The organism is Suttonella ornithocola, assembly GCF_001889065.1.
GTDB classification, from domain to species: domain Bacteria; phylum Pseudomonadota; class Gammaproteobacteria; order Cardiobacteriales; family Cardiobacteriaceae; genus Suttonella_A; species Suttonella_A ornithocola.
The window spans coordinates 1-13,884 of record NZ_LWHB01000063.1; the positions used below are offsets into that span (position 1 = coordinate 1).

The following is a 13,884-nucleotide window of genomic DNA, read 5'->3' on the forward strand; positions in this document are numbered from 1 at the left end:
ATCTCATGCCCATGCTCTTCAATGATTGCTTGAATATCACTGCGTTTATGAAAAGCGGCATTGTCCATGACAATTACACTGTTTAGGTAACTCAGGTAACAGTGCTTCTCTCACCCAATGAGAGAAAATATCGCTGTTAATAGAACCATCATATAAGCGTAAGGCAAACAATTCTCCATTGATAATGGCTCCAATCGCATTGCTCTGGTTCTTTAAATGCCAGTTATCACTTCCATGACAAACTTCTCCTTTTGTGCTGTAGCCATAAGGTCTATGAGCAAAGGCTTTAAAACCACATTCATCAAGATAGACTATCGGTTTGTCTTGAGCGGTCTTATCCACTATTTGTTCTTGAAAGTGCTCTCTTTTCTCTGTGTCGGCTTTTGGATGTTGGTTAATCTTTTTTTATGCGTTATCTTTAGTCGCTTTAGAGCATAACAAATCGCTGATTGCGAGCAATTAAAACGTCTAGCGCTTTCCCATTGGTAATCATCGGGATACTGCTCAATATCCTTAAGCAAGGCTTCATCATCAATCTTTGAGGGCTTACGCTCAGTAAAGCCTTTAGGATGGGGATTTTTAATCCAGCTATAGACGGTGAATTTGCTGATCTTGTAGCGCTTTGCAACAGCGCGCCAAGTTTCTCCATTAGCAATATCGTTAAGAATTTTCTGTCGGAATTGGCTACAGTAGGTCATAGGATATGCTCAGTTTGTTTTTGATAATTCTACTACAAGTTGTTCTTTATATCTGCTTTGGATAGATTGGATTATAAGTGATTTGACTATATCCCAATCCTTTTCCCAATGCATCAATATTAAAACGCTTTCAGCAAAATTTGAGGCGGCTTATTGGAGAGAAGCGGTTTATCAAGCCGGAAATTTATTACAAATGGAAGGATATTGTACTGAGCAATATATCCGCGCAATAGAAGAAAGTATTGAAAGATTTGGTTCTTATGTTGTTATTGCGCCGGGTGTAGCTATTCCACATGCCCGCGTAGAGAAAGGCAGCTTAAAAACAGGTGCTTCTATCGTTACCTTAGAAACCCCCCGAAGGTTTGGTAGCAAAGATAATGATCCTGTTGATATTGTGATTGCCTTTTCAGCGATTGATAAGAATAGTCATCTTAAAATGTTGCAAAAAATTGCTTTGCTTATTGATAATGCTACTGCATTAAAAGCGATTCGGGCGGCGCAAAGCAATGAAGCATTATTGACTGCTATTCAATCGGCTATATAAATTGAGATAATGTTTTTTATCTCAATATTCTTTATCTGATATTTTTAAGCTATTTGGTTTTTCTGAATGCCGTTAAAAACGGTTCAATATGTTATAATTCCGTCTTCAATTTAAGTTAAGTAGAACGGAAACCTCATGAGCTATGATTCCTCCAGCATCCGCGTCTTAAAAGGCTTGGAAGCCGTCCGTACCCGTCCCGGAATGTATATTGGTAATACCGATGATGGCAGTGGTTTGCATCATATGGTGTTTGAGGTAGTTGATAATGCAGTGGATGAAGCATTAGCTGGTTATTGTACGGAAATCAATGTGATTATTCATCAAGATGAATCTATTACTGTTAGAGATAATGGACGAGGTATTCCTGTTGATATTCATGCCGAGGAAGGGCGTAGCGCTGCGGAAGTAATTCTGACAGTTTTACACGCGGGTGGAAAATTTGATGCGAGTTCTTATAAAGTTTCTGGTGGCTTGCATGGTGTAGGGGTTTCTGTTGTCAATGCTTTATCAGAAAGATTAGAGCTCACAATTTGGCGAGAGGGGAAAATCCATAAACAAATCTATATTCATGGTGAGCCGCAAGCACCATTAACCGTTGTTGGAGAAACAGAGCAAACTGGAACAGAAATCCGATTTTTGGCTAGCACAGATACTTTTGGAACGGTTCAATTTGATTACGCAATTTTAGCTAAACGTTTGCAAGAGCTTTCTTTCTTAAATGCGGGTGTTCGTATTGTCTTAACAGATGAACGTAGCGATAAACAAGAAGTTTTTGAATATGAGGGCGGTATTAAAGCATTTACGGCGTACTTAAACCGAAATAAGACCCCTATTCATGAAACCATTTTTTGCTGTAGTACAGAAAAAGAAGAAGTGATTGTCGATATTTCTTTGCAGTGGAATGATTCCTATCAAGAAAATGTATATTGTTTTACCAATAATATTCCGCAAAGAGATGGTGGAACGCATTTAGAAGGGTTTCGAATGGCGATGACGCGTACCCTTAACTCCTATATGGAAGAAGAAGGCTTATTAAAGAAAGCCAAAATTTCGACCAGTGGAGATGATGCGCGTGAAGGATTAACGGCGGTTGTTTCCGTTAAAGTCCCAGACCCTAAATTTAGCTCACAAACCAAAGATAAATTGGTTTCAAGTGAAGTAAAAAGCATTGTGAGCAGTGTGTTGGGTGAAAAACTGAAAGAGTTTTTATTAGAAAATCCAGCAGAAGCTAAAATTATCGTTAATAAAATTGTTGATGCTGCGCGTGCAAGAGAAGCAGCGCGTAAAGCGCGAGAAATGACCCGTCGTAAAGACGTATTAGACATCGCAGGATTACCGGGCAAATTAGCAGACTGCCAAGAAAAAGATCCCGCACTTTCTGAAATATTCTTAGTGGAAGGGGATAGTGCTGGTGGTAGCGCAAAACAAGGACGCAATCGAAAATTTCAAGCCATTTTGCCTTTGAAAGGAAAAATTTTGAATGTTGAGAAAGCTCGTTTCGATAAAATGCTGGGTTCTGCAGAAATTGGTACGCTGATTACCGCTTTGGGTACAGGCATCGGGAAAGAAGATTTTAATCCTGATAAATTGCGTTATCATCGTATTATTATTATGACGGATGCGGATGTGGATGGTGCGCATATTCGTACGCTTTTATTAACTTTCTTCTATCGTCAAATGCCAGAATTGGTTGAAAGAGGGCATATTTATATTGCACAACCGCCTTTGTATAAAGTCAAAAAAGGTCGCCAAAGCCAATATATCAAAGATGATCATGAACTTAACGAGCTGCTGTTAACTCAAACTTTGGATGATGCTGCCTTGCATGTTTCTAAAGATGCGCCTGCCATTAGTAAAGCGGCTTTTGAAAAACTTGCTAGAGATTATCTTCAATTAGAAAAGCTCATTGATAGACTTTCACATCGCTATGATCGCCGTATTCTAAAAGCGCTTATCGAAACTTCGCGTTTAGAAAGAGCATTTTTTGAAGATAAAAAAGCGTTGCAAACATGGATTGAGGATTATCAAAGCCATCTAAATCGTTATAGTGAGCCTGGTATTTGTTTGACTGCTGAATTAGTTGGAGAAGAAGTGCCGAGAATTCATATTCGCATTAGTCAGCATGCCAACGATACGCATAATTATTTTGATGCAAATTTTGCCGATAGTCCTGAATACAAAAAAATTATAGAGTTCGGGCAGCAAATCAATGGTTTGCTTCAAGAAGGGGCATATTTTGAGAATACCAAAAATCGTTTTGAAGTCCGTTATTTTAGTGAGGTCATGACAGCACTTTTCTCCGAGGGCAAAAAAGCGTATGAAATCCAACGCTATAAAGGTTTGGGGGAAATGAATCCAGAGCAGCTTTGGGAAACAACTTTAGACCCAGAAGTGCGCCGCATGTTGCAAGTAAAAGTGCAAGATGCCATGGCGGCAGATGAAGTGTTTACTATGCTAATGGGAGAGGAAGTTGAACCTCGCCGCGCTTTTATCGAGGAAAATGCTATTAGAGCCGGTAATATTGATATTTAAGCAATAATTTAACCTACACAAATGACAAAAGTTTTTTTTATTAGCGGGATTGATACTGAGATAGGAAAAACGTATGTAACAGGTACGTTGCTGCGAGCGCTGATAGCAAAAAATATTTCTGCCAGTAGTTTTAAATTGGTGCAAACGGGTGGACAAGAAGGGCAGATAAGCGAAGACATTCTTGTTCATCGACAGCTAAGCAGTGTAAAACCAACCGCATTAGATATTAATGGTGAAAGTGTGGGGATGCAGTTTTCTTTGCCTGCTTCTCCTCATTTGGCTGCCGCGGTAGAAAAGGCTTCTATTGATACGACTTTTCTCGCTCATCGCTTATCTGATTATATAGAGAAAATTCAGGCTGAAATGGTTTTTTGTGAAGGCGCGGGAGGAATATTTGTTCCGCTCAATACATCTGAATTAACCATTGACTTTATACAAAAAGAACAGCTTTCACTAATTTTAGTAACTAGTGCAAAATTAGGTAGTTTGAGTCAGACCATTGCTTGTTTGGAGGCATTAGCAGCACGTCAGTACTTGCCCGTTGCATTAATTTATAATCCATATCCGCAACAAGAAAAAGCCATTTTGCAAGATAGTGAACAATTTTTGCGGACGTACTGTAAACAGCATTATCCAGCGGTTAAATGCTTATCTTTATATGAATGCCAAAATGGTACTAGCTTATATAAATGGTTCAGTGAAATATAAATATTCATAATGATAGTGATTTAACTTAAAAATAAAATCCTTCATTAATACGCATATATCTTACATCCAGATGCTTGTTAAGCGGCTAACTTAATTTTTAGACTTAGGTGGTTAGTTCGCTTCAAAGCACATCTTTTTTATCTAAGCCTAACAAAAATGTTCTAGCTGCTTCATTATATGCATCACAAGAGGAAAAGTAATCTGTAATATTGTGGCAAAATTTCTAACTTTTGAGCTAGAAGGTTCGTAAAAAGTCTCATGTAATGGTTTTTCTAGATTATCTCTTTCTATCTTGCAGCTATTGTTTTAAAGCTAAATGACTATAATTACTTGATGATTTTGATTAAATTTAAAAGAAAATTATTTTTCTTCTTTGTGTAATTTCTTGTTAATAATATTAAGTAATCTAATAACAACAAAAAATTGGATGAAAGTAATAATAGAAAAGAAAATTGTCCATAATGTTATCTTGAAAATTCCATAATATGAATAATCTAATAATACATTTTCTATCATTCCCCAAATAAATATACTTAATATAACTTTATAAGCAGACTTACTACGCTTATACGAGTCGAATAATTCTGATTTTTGGTTTCGGTATTTTTTATATTTATGCAAATCATCTGAAACACAGCCAGCAAATATAGTAAAATCACTTAGAATCCAATCTATCCAAAGCAGATATAAAGAACAACTTGTAGTAGAATTATTGGTAGTTGTTTGAAAAGTATGCTAAACATACTCTTACAAAAAATACTTCTTTTAACATATTGATATTCAAATATTTAACTGCCATTGGATTATTTGATAATATTCCAGCATACTTTTCAAACCACTACCGAATTATCAAAAACAAACTGAGCATATCCTATGACCTACTGCCAGCCAATTCCGACAGAAAATTCTTAACGATATTGCTAATGGAGAAACTTGGCGCGCTGTTGCAAAGCGCTACAAGATCAGCAAATTCACCGTCTATAGCTGGATTAAAAATCCCCATCCTAAAGGCTTTACTGAGCGTAAGCCCTCAAAGATTGATGATGAAGCCTTGCTTAAGGATATTGAGCAGTATCCCGATGATTACCAATGGGAAAGCGCTAGACGTTTTAATTGCTCGCAATCAGCGATTTGTTATGCTCTAAAGCGACTAAAGATAACGCATAAAAAAAGATTAACCAACATCCAAAAGCCGACACAGAGCAAAGAGAGCACTTTCAAGAACAAATAGTAGATAAGACCGCTCAAGACAAACCGATAGTCTATCTTGATGAATGTGGTTTTAAAGCCTTTGCTCATAGACCTTATGGCTACAGCACAAAAGGAGAAGTTTGTCATGGAAGTGATAACTGGCATTTAAAGAACCAGAGCAATGCGATTGGAGCCATTATCAATGGAGAATTGTTTGCCTTACGCTTATATGATGGTTCTATTAACAGCGATATTTTCTCTCATTGGGTGAGAGAAGCACTGTTACCTGAGTTACCTAAAAACAGTGTAATTGTCATGGACAATGCCGCTTTTCATAAACGCAGTGATATTCAAGCAATCATTGAAGAGCATGGGCATGAGATAGTTTGGTTACCCCCTTATAGTCCAGACTTAAATCCCATTGAAAAGATGTGGGCTTGGATTAAGCAAATACGCAAAGAATGGCGGATGGATTGTATTGATACTTTATGCTTTTATCTGCTTTGGATTGGGTTGGATTTTAGATGATTGCACTATAGCTAAATATAGCTCAATGTCTCTAACTCGCATACAGCATATGCTCGTTTTGCCGCACTGAGGTTAACTGTCTGTGATTCATCAGTTTGTATGCAAGCTATAGTCAAAGGCTAATAAAAGAGTTACGGAAATTAGATCGCTATTCCAGTAATAGTATGAGACCTCTGCAGAGTTCCGTTTCACACAAGTTTTTACCATTAGCATAAAAATTAACGCTATGATTTTAATATAGTGAGATCAGCTAAAAAACAAAACATCCTATAGCCCTTATCTAGCCATTCTGGCGGTAGATAACGTTCTGTTTTTTAGCTGATTTGACTATATATTTTTAAAATTTGAAATTTCTCTATTTTTAGGTGTTTTGCAAAGGTCTCATACTATCTCCAAGTACAGTACGCACTTTTTAGGAGTCCCGCTATATTAGGTCAGAAACGTCTGCTATATTGATTTTTTGATACGGCTAAATAATTCTATTTAGCCGTATTTTTGATAAATTATTTGAAATTTATTTTAATGTAGTGATACTGACGTCTGCAGTACCTTTCTGAAGAACGCCTAGCTCTTTTGCAGCAGCCTTTGATAAATCAATTACACGATCCCCATGAAAAGGACCTCGGTCATTTATTCTCACAATAACGCTTTTACCATTAGATAAATTCGTTACTTTTACTTGGCTTCCCAATGGCAGCCTTTTATGTGCTGCTGTCAGCTGATTCATATCATAGACTTCACCACTAGCCGTTCTTCTACCATGAAAACCCGGACCATACCATGAAGCTTTCCCTTCTTGCTCAAATCCTTCTGCTGAGGCAAGCGTACGATAAGTTTTTCCTCGAACAGTATATTTGGTTGCTCGTACGATTGCTCTATTGCTTGATACAGCTGAAGGCTGCTCACTTGCTAATAAAGTATTTAAGTTTGGCGAAGCATCGCCGTAATCTACAGCGGCTAAAGGATCTTGTTTGGTAAAATCAATATGTTTCACAATATTAGATGCAGGTTTTTGAGAGTTTTCTGACAAAACTTCAGAAGAAGATTTCAATGCTAAAGTAAATTGTTCAGAAGTCTTGGTAATATCTTTCTCAGTTCCACTAATATTATTAGAGACTGCTGTTTTTGCCAGTGTTTCACTATGAGCGGGCAAACAGAGTATAAGCGCAAATAGCGCTATTGCCGTTTGTTTAATCATCAGTTGACTCTTGGTTAAGGTTATTGTTGATTTTAGCAGCCAATTCTGATACTGCCATTGCATACATTGGCGACGTATTATAGCGAGTTATCACATAAAAATTATTATAAGTGATAAATGGTAAATTTTGATTTTCGCCTTGCAGGGTCAGCGTTCCTACCAATTCATCGTATTGAGAATCTAACCATTTAATTAAATTTTCGTCATTTTTAACCAATTTATCTTCGGCAATAGCATGTAGTAGTAAGTAAGGTTTATGGTTTGTACCAAAGTTTTCTAAACTTGGTTGGATAGGTAATTGCACAAATAAAGCACCATCTTTTTCCCAGCCACGATTTTTTAAATAGTTTGCAATCGATCCAATGGCATCTGCAGGGCTATTCCATAAATCAACTTTACCATCACCATCAAAATCAATAGCATCATTGGTATAGCTTGAAGGCATAAACTGCGCCATTCCTAATGCTCCCGCATAAGAACCTTGTATAGCTAAAGGATTCCAATCTTCTCTTTGCGCTAGTAGCAGGTAATGTTTTAATTCACTACAAAAAAATTCTGCTCTTTTAGGATAATCAAAACATAATGTTGATAAAGCTTGTAAAACAGGCGTCTTACCCGTCACTTTCCCATAACGAGTTTCAACTCCGATAATAGCCGTAATGATTGCGGGATCAACACCATATTGTCTATAAGCTTTTTCTAACCAGCCTCTATTTTCTTGAAAAAAAGCTTTTCCCTTTTTTAAACGATCAGCATCATCAAAAATCTTTTTATATTCATACCATGGCTTTGTTTTCTCAGCTGGACGATTCATTTTAGCTAAAACTTCATCATCACGATGCACCGCCATTAGTAAAGAAATCAGATAAGCTTCATCTAGCGATTTTTCTTTTGCTAATTGATGGATAAATTCCAAGGCTTGCTTTGATTGCGCATAATTTGGAATAGTATCTGTTGCTGTAGATTCTACTATTGTTGTATTAGTGGCTTCTTGAGCTAAGCTAATATTTATAGCTACTAGCAAAAAACCAAAAATTAGTTTTCGTATCATAAATGTTCCTGTTCTTTGCGGGTTTTAAAGCCGCCTATGAGATTAAGTGCTAAAGCAAAGCCTGTCATTAAAGACAAAACCGAGCTTCCGCCATAACTAATCATTGCCAGCGGTAACCCAACAACAGGCAAAAAACCGCTTACCATGCCGATATTAACAAATATATTGATAAAAAAGGTACTAAAAATACTCGCAACAACAATGCGAGCAAATCGATTATCTAATTTTGTCGATAAATATAATCCTCGAAAGATAAGCAAACTATAAGTCACTAAAAGGATTGATACGCCAATCAATCCAAATTCTTCCGCAATAACCGAAAAAATAAAGTCTGTACTAGATTCTGGTAGGAAATCCAGTTGCGATTGGGTACCATTCATATAGCCTTTTCCGAATAATCCTCCTGAACCAATCGCAATTTTTGACTGAATGATATGATAGCCAGCTCCCCATGGGTCAGCATCCGGATTAAAAAGGGTGAGTACTCTTTCGCGTTGATAATCTTTAATTCCAAAAAACCAAAATAGAGGTAAACCAATCGCGGCTAATAATCCTCCCACACCCATCATCCAAATGGGTAGTCCTGCAAAGATTAAAGCGATTAATCCCGCAGCAGCAACTAATAACGCTGTTCCTAAGTCAGGTTCAATTAAAATCAAGCCCGTAGGAAAAGCAATAATCGCTAATGCTATGATGACGTTAATTAAGTTAGGTGGGCGTGCTTGACGAGTCACATACCATGCAACTAATAAGGGAACCGTCAGTTTAGCAATCTCTGAAGGTTGTAACCGTGCGATACCAATATTAATCCATCGTTTTGCTCCACCAGCATTTACGCCTGCAAACATTACGGCAATTAGCAGCACAATTGTTAATCCATATAAATAAGGGGTTATTTGTCGAATTTTCTGTGCTGGAATACTTAAGAAACCAATAAATAATAGCCATCCGCCAATAAATCTTAAAATTTGTCGATTAACTGTCGCACCAGTTGGGGAAGTGCTGTGCAGAATAAATAAGCTAGCCGCCATTAATACTGTAATGATTAGAACGATCCACCAATCGATATAAGCTAAGATGCTTTTAATTATTTGCCAGGCACTGCGCCGGCGCACATCATACAAGCTGGTCATTATCTTTCTCTGTCTGACCCAACAAATAAAAATCTGTAATTTTTCTCACCAACGGCGCAGCTGTCGAACTTCCACCACCACCTCTTTCAACGACCATACTTACCGCAATTTTTGGTGCTTCTGCGGGGGCATAAGCAATAAACATCGCATTATCTTGATGCTCTTTAGCTAATTGGTGTCCTGGAACTCTTTTGTCGGTTTTAAAAGAGATGACTTGAACGGTTCCGGATTTACCCGCCATCCGATATCGGAGCCCTTTAGCAATCCCTTTTGCAGTTCCTGTTTTATGATGGATAACATGTTCCATTATTCGTTGTGCCAATCGCCAATCTGCTTCATTATAAATGGATAAATAGCCATTATCATGATTGCTAACAGATAGGAAGGTCATTTGTGTGGGGTCGTAAACTCGTTTTAACAAATGAGGTGTAAAGCGCTTCCCGTTGCGCGCAATCAATGCGGTCATATAAGCTAATTGTAGTGGCGTTGTAGTTAAAAATCCTTGTCCGATACTAGCGTTAATCGTATCGCCAATATACCAATTGGTTTTATAGCGTTTTTCTTTCCATTCTCTTGTCGGCATAATGCCACTATCTTCATTAGGTAAATCAACCCCCGTTGGTACACCAATAGAAAAATGCCGACAGTATTCAGCCATTTTATCAATCCCTAAATGATAGCCAAGCGAGTAAAAGTAAATATCACAAGACTGTGTAACCGCCTCATCGCCATTTAAACTGCCATGCCCTCTTCTATTCCAACAGTGAAAAACACGGTTACTTTTACTTTCAGGAATCCGGTAAGCTCCGCCACAATGCACTCTAGTGCTGCTATCAACCACGTTGTAATACAGTCCTGCTAAATACATCATTGGTTTAATAACTGAGCCTGGGGGATAGCGTCCTTTTAAGGCACGATCATAAAGCGGTCCATGCGGATCATCTAATAAATTTTGATATTGTCTTTGAGAGATTCCGCGGGTAAATAAATTGGTATCAAACCCTGGTTTCGATACCATCGCTAAAACTTCCCCATTTTGTGGGTTAATGACCACCGAAGACCCTCGATAGTCATCTAAAATATCATAAATAAATCGTTGTAAATTTAAGTCTAATGCCAAGTAAATATCTTGACCACGTTCTGCAGGAAACTCGTTTAATAACCGTACCAAATTACCGTTCGCATCTGTTTCAACCTGCTGATAACCCGGTTTTCCGCGCAACTTATCTTCATACTGCCGTTCAATCCCTGTACGGCCAATAAACTGAATGCCCCGATAATCATCAGGAGAAATTGATTGCAAATCCTTTTCATTAATACGATTCGTATAGCCAACGACATGTGCCGTTAAAACGCCATGTGGATAATAGCGCTCATAATAAGGCTCAATTGCCACACCGGGCAACTGATACAGCTTAACGGCTAGGCGATAATGTTCATCTTCGCTAATCGAATCTTTTAATACAACGCTTTCATATCGACGAGCCGCTTTATAACGTTTGATAAAGTCTGCTATTTCTTCTTCTGTTAAGGGCAATAAGTCTGAAAAAGCTTTCAGCAGTTCCGTTAAATTTCCAGTTTGTGTAGGATTAACGACAACTTGATAACGCAAAATATTTTCTGTTAAGGCAATACCATTGCAATCATATATCGTTCCACGCTCTGGAATTAAGGGTTTTATCCGTACGCGATTACTCTGCGCACGCGTTCGATAATAATCATATTTTCTCACTTGTAAAAAAAACATCCGAGAAAACAGTCCTATTACCCCAGCCAATACCAATACCGCCACCAACATAATTCGACGAGTAAAAGATTGCTTCAGATAGGTGTCAAAATCGGCTTGTTCTCGTTTTCCAGATAAAGGATCGGCGTGTTTGAATTTCATGACGGCTCACGCGGTAAATAACGGATCGAAAACCATTCTGTGATTCTACGCATAAAAGGCCAAATAATAATTTGTAATAAAATCGTCCAATACCATCCCGCTGGTGCTGGGATACCTTCAATTAAATACAAAAACAAATAACGAATAATTTGAAACCCTACCGCCGCACAAATAATTCCCATCACTTGTTCAAACAGAGAAAGAACCCGCCAATATGGGCGTAGTGGAAAAATAATTACCGCAAAAGACAAATACAAAATTCCATGAAAGCCTAATACCACTTGCGCAGCTAAGTCCATCAATAAAGAGATAGGCAATAAATAGCGCCATAACTTCACTTGTGGCGAAAAATAAAAAAGATACAACATTGCCAACATTAAAATATCTGGCAACAAAAAAATTGGACGAAAAAAGACGGCGCCAATCGTCAACGTCCAGCAAAAAAATAAAAATAGCACCACTGGCATTTTATTCTCCTAAAGAAGATTGGGCAGAGCGAATAGGTGCTGGTGGTCCCATAGGTAAAATTGGCGATTCTGGCACACTTCTTTGATCTAATAACAAAACCTCTAGCATCGATTGAAGCTGAGCTAATGGCTTTAATTTTACAGACAAAAACGAATTACGTTGATCACGGCTTACCGCAATGACCTCAGCAACAGGATATCCTCTTGGAAAGACGCCTCCTAAACCAGAGCTGACCAAACGATCGCCTACAGCAATATCACTATCCAAACGTAAAGTGGACATTGCTAACATTCCTTTTTCAGTGGTTCCTGACACAAGCGCTCGTTGATGCGTTCTTTCAATATAAACAGGCACACGACTACGACCATCAGTAATCAACATCACATTTGCTTCATGCTCAAATACTTCAGTCACTTGTCCGACCAAACCAAAAGGGTCAATAACCGCTTGTTGAGGATAAACTCCATCGGCTTTACCACGATTGATTTTTACAGACTCTCGATACCCTTCAATATCCGTATCATTGAGTTCTGCTATCAAAACGGGTTCTGTCACTGTTCCCACTGAATCCATCAGCATTCGTAGACGCCGATTTTCTGCTTGATAATGACCGATCAATTGTACTTGCGAGCGTAGCGCTTTATTTTCCGACTCTAATTGCTTTGCATTGGCTAATAAACTTTTATCATGTTGCCAACTGCTCCATCCATACGAAACAAAGCGTAATGGCGACTGTAAGACCAAACTTACTGGCGTATAAACCGCAGAAGACAAAAAATGTCGAACAGGTTGTAACAATGTCGTTTGCTTACCCAAAAGCACAATTGTGAGCCAACAAAAAGTCGCAATCAGCCAAGGACGAAACCAATTTATCTTAGTTCGTCCTCTGCTTTCAGGGCGAGGAAATAGCATAATTAATTCATTAAGAATGAGGCAACACCACGCTGATCAAGTAACTCCAACACCTTTCCACCACCACGCGCCACACATGTCAAAGGGTCATCTGCAATAATCACATTTAAGCGTGTTTCTTCCATCAACAAACGGTCTAAATCGCGCAATAAAGCTCCACCGCCCGTTAATACAATGCCGCGATCTGCAACGTCTGCTGCTAATTCAGGTGGCGTTAGTTCTAAAGCCTGCTTCACCGCACGAACAATCGAACTTAAAGGTTCTTGTAATGCTTCTAAAACCTCATTGGAATTTATTGTAAAACTTCTCGGCGCACCTTCCTGTTGGTTGGTTCCACGAACCTCCAACTCTCGGATTTCTGAAGACGGATAGGCGCAACCAATTTCTTTCTTAATCCGCTCAGCTGTTGGTAAACCAATCACAATCCCAAAATTACGACGGACATAATCGATAATCGCACTATCAAACTTATCACCACCTGTGCGCACAGAAGCAGAATACACAATGCCATTTAAAGAAATAACTGCGACCTCACTGGTGCCACCGCCAATATCCACAACCATTGAACCATAAGCTTCATCCACAGGAATACCCGCGCCAATCGCGGCTGCCATCGGCTCTTGAATAAGAAAAACATCTCGTGCTCCAGCAACTTCGGCAGCATCCCGAATCGCTCGCTTTTCGACCTGAGTCGCTCCTGAAGGCACACAAATTAAAATTCTCGGACTATGTTTAAAAAATCCGCCTCGACCGTGTGCTTGCTTAATAAAATGATCAAGCATCATCGACGTAATTTTATAATCGGCAATCACGCCGTCTTGTAAAGGACGAATCGTTGTTAAATTACCAGGCGTTCGACCTAACATCTGCTTTGCCTGAGAACCATACGCCACAATTTTTTTCCGACCATCTTGTGGGTCTTCAGCAATTGCCACCACAGAAGGTTCATCTAAGACCAACCCTTCTCCACGCACATAAATCAAAGTATTTGCCGTCCCCAAATCAATAGACAAATCACTAGAAAACATCCCAC

13 protein-coding genes and 1 pseudogene are annotated in these 13,884 nt (G+C 38.6%); 5 read left to right on the forward strand and 9 right to left on the reverse strand.

The features are described from left to right. Positions 1 to 45: 45 nt before the first annotated feature. Together A5N85_RS05355 and A5N85_RS05360 are read right to left on the reverse strand one after the other, a co-directional pair. Positions 46 to 342, reverse strand: a complete 297-nt coding sequence (locus A5N85_RS05355; RefSeq protein WP_072576310.1) for a transposase — start codon at positions 340 to 342, stop codon at positions 46 to 48. Continuing rightward, complete coding sequence (locus A5N85_RS05360) at positions 342 to 698, reverse strand: IS630 transposase-related protein (RefSeq protein ID WP_072576138.1); 357 nt, start codon at positions 696 to 698, stop codon at positions 342 to 344. Before A5N85_RS05360 ends, A5N85_RS05355 begins: the two co-directional genes overlap by 1 nt. 82 nt (positions 699 to 780) lie before the next feature. Between A5N85_RS05360 and A5N85_RS05365 the strand changes: the two genes are divergently transcribed. From A5N85_RS05365 to A5N85_RS05385, 5 genes and pseudogenes are all read left to right on the forward strand, one after another. Next, a complete protein-coding gene (locus tag A5N85_RS05365; RefSeq protein ID WP_169818624.1) occupies positions 781 to 1,242 on the forward strand; it encodes a PTS sugar transporter subunit IIA in 462 nt (153 codons plus the stop codon). A 135-nt stretch (positions 1,243 to 1,377) separates the two neighbouring features. Then, a complete protein-coding gene (gene gyrB, locus A5N85_RS05370; RefSeq protein WP_072576311.1) occupies positions 1,378 to 3,774 on the forward strand; it encodes a DNA topoisomerase (ATP-hydrolyzing) subunit B in 2,397 nt (798 codons plus the stop codon). Positions 3,775 to 3,795: 21 nt separating this feature from the next. Continuing rightward, positions 3,796 to 4,482 carry a dethiobiotin synthase gene (gene bioD / locus A5N85_RS05375; protein ID WP_072576312.1) on the forward strand — a complete coding sequence of 229 codons (687 nt, stop codon included), beginning with the start codon at positions 3,796 to 3,798 and terminating at the stop codon, positions 4,480 to 4,482. 901 nt (positions 4,483 to 5,383) lie between these two features. Further along, a pseudogene (locus A5N85_RS05380) lies at positions 5,384 to 5,713 on the forward strand (IS630 transposase-related protein); the annotation flags it as partial. Next, on the forward strand, positions 5,710 to 6,201 hold the full coding sequence (locus A5N85_RS05385; RefSeq protein ID WP_072576314.1) for an IS630 family transposase: 492 nt from the start codon (positions 5,710 to 5,712) through the stop codon (positions 6,199 to 6,201). The pseudogene A5N85_RS05380 and the gene A5N85_RS05385, both read left to right, overlap by 4 nt. A gap of 514 nt (positions 6,202 to 6,715) precedes the next feature. On the opposite strand, the gene A5N85_RS16940 is transcribed toward A5N85_RS05385, so the two are convergent. The 7 genes from A5N85_RS16940 to A5N85_RS05420 all read right to left on the reverse strand — a co-directional run. Further along, positions 6,716 to 7,399, reverse strand: a complete 684-nt coding sequence (locus A5N85_RS16940) for a septal ring lytic transglycosylase RlpA family protein (RefSeq protein WP_072576315.1) — start codon at positions 7,397 to 7,399, stop codon at positions 6,716 to 6,718. Continuing rightward, a complete protein-coding gene (mltB, locus tag A5N85_RS05395; protein WP_072576316.1) occupies positions 7,392 to 8,450 on the reverse strand; it encodes a lytic murein transglycosylase B in 1,059 nt (352 codons plus the stop codon). The genes A5N85_RS16940 and mltB overlap by 8 nt, the downstream gene beginning before the upstream one ends. Further along, complete coding sequence (rodA, locus tag A5N85_RS05400) at positions 8,447 to 9,583, reverse strand: rod shape-determining protein RodA (protein WP_084601652.1); 1,137 nt, start codon at positions 9,581 to 9,583, stop codon at positions 8,447 to 8,449. Before rodA ends, mltB begins: the two co-directional genes overlap by 4 nt. Further along, a complete protein-coding gene (gene mrdA / locus A5N85_RS05405) occupies positions 9,567 to 11,471 on the reverse strand; it encodes a penicillin-binding protein 2 (protein WP_072576317.1) in 1,905 nt (634 codons plus the stop codon). The genes rodA and mrdA overlap by 17 nt, the downstream gene beginning before the upstream one ends. Further along, positions 11,468 to 11,938 carry a hypothetical protein gene (locus A5N85_RS05410; protein WP_072576318.1) on the reverse strand — a complete coding sequence of 157 codons (471 nt, stop codon included), beginning with the start codon at positions 11,936 to 11,938 and terminating at the stop codon, positions 11,468 to 11,470. The genes mrdA and A5N85_RS05410 overlap by 4 nt, the downstream gene beginning before the upstream one ends. 1 nt (position 11,939) lies before the next feature. After that, positions 11,940 to 12,851, reverse strand: a complete 912-nt coding sequence (gene mreC, locus A5N85_RS05415) for a rod shape-determining protein MreC (RefSeq protein ID WP_084601653.1) — start codon at positions 12,849 to 12,851, stop codon at positions 11,940 to 11,942. Between the two features lie 2 nt (positions 12,852 to 12,853). After that, the coding region (locus A5N85_RS05420) for a rod shape-determining protein (protein ID WP_249023930.1) at positions 12,854 to 13,884 on the reverse strand (1,031 nt) is incomplete at its 5' end.

What these genes read in the sequence shown, in the direction of transcription:
- A5N85_RS05360 (WP_072576138.1), bottom strand. Translation starts at nt 698, where the DNA reads ATGACCTACTGTAGCCAATTCCGACAGAAAATTCTTAACGATATTGCT.
- gyrB (WP_072576311.1), top strand. Translation starts at nt 1,378, where the DNA reads ATGAGCTATGATTCCTCCAGCATCCGCGTCTTAAAAGGCTTGGAAGCC.
- bioD (WP_072576312.1), top strand. Translation starts at nt 3,796, where the DNA reads ATGACAAAAGTTTTTTTTATTAGCGGGATTGATACTGAGATAGGAAAA.
- A5N85_RS16940 (WP_072576315.1), bottom strand. Translation starts at nt 7,399, where the DNA reads ATGATTAAACAAACGGCAATAGCGCTATTTGCGCTTATACTCTGTTTG.
- mltB (WP_072576316.1), bottom strand. Translation starts at nt 8,450, where the DNA reads ATGATACGAAAACTAATTTTTGGTTTTTTGCTAGTAGCTATAAATATT.
- rodA (WP_084601652.1), bottom strand. Translation starts at nt 9,583, where the DNA reads ATGACCAGCTTGTATGATGTGCGCCGGCGCAGTGCCTGGCAAATAATT.
- mrdA (WP_072576317.1), bottom strand. Translation starts at nt 11,471, where the DNA reads ATGAAATTCAAACACGCCGATCCTTTATCTGGAAAACGAGAACAAGCC.
- A5N85_RS05410 (WP_072576318.1), bottom strand. Translation starts at nt 11,938, where the DNA reads ATGCCAGTGGTGCTATTTTTATTTTTTTGCTGGACGTTGACGATTGGC.
- mreC (WP_084601653.1), bottom strand. Translation starts at nt 12,851, where the DNA reads ATGCTATTTCCTCGCCCTGAAAGCAGAGGACGAACTAAGATAAATTGG.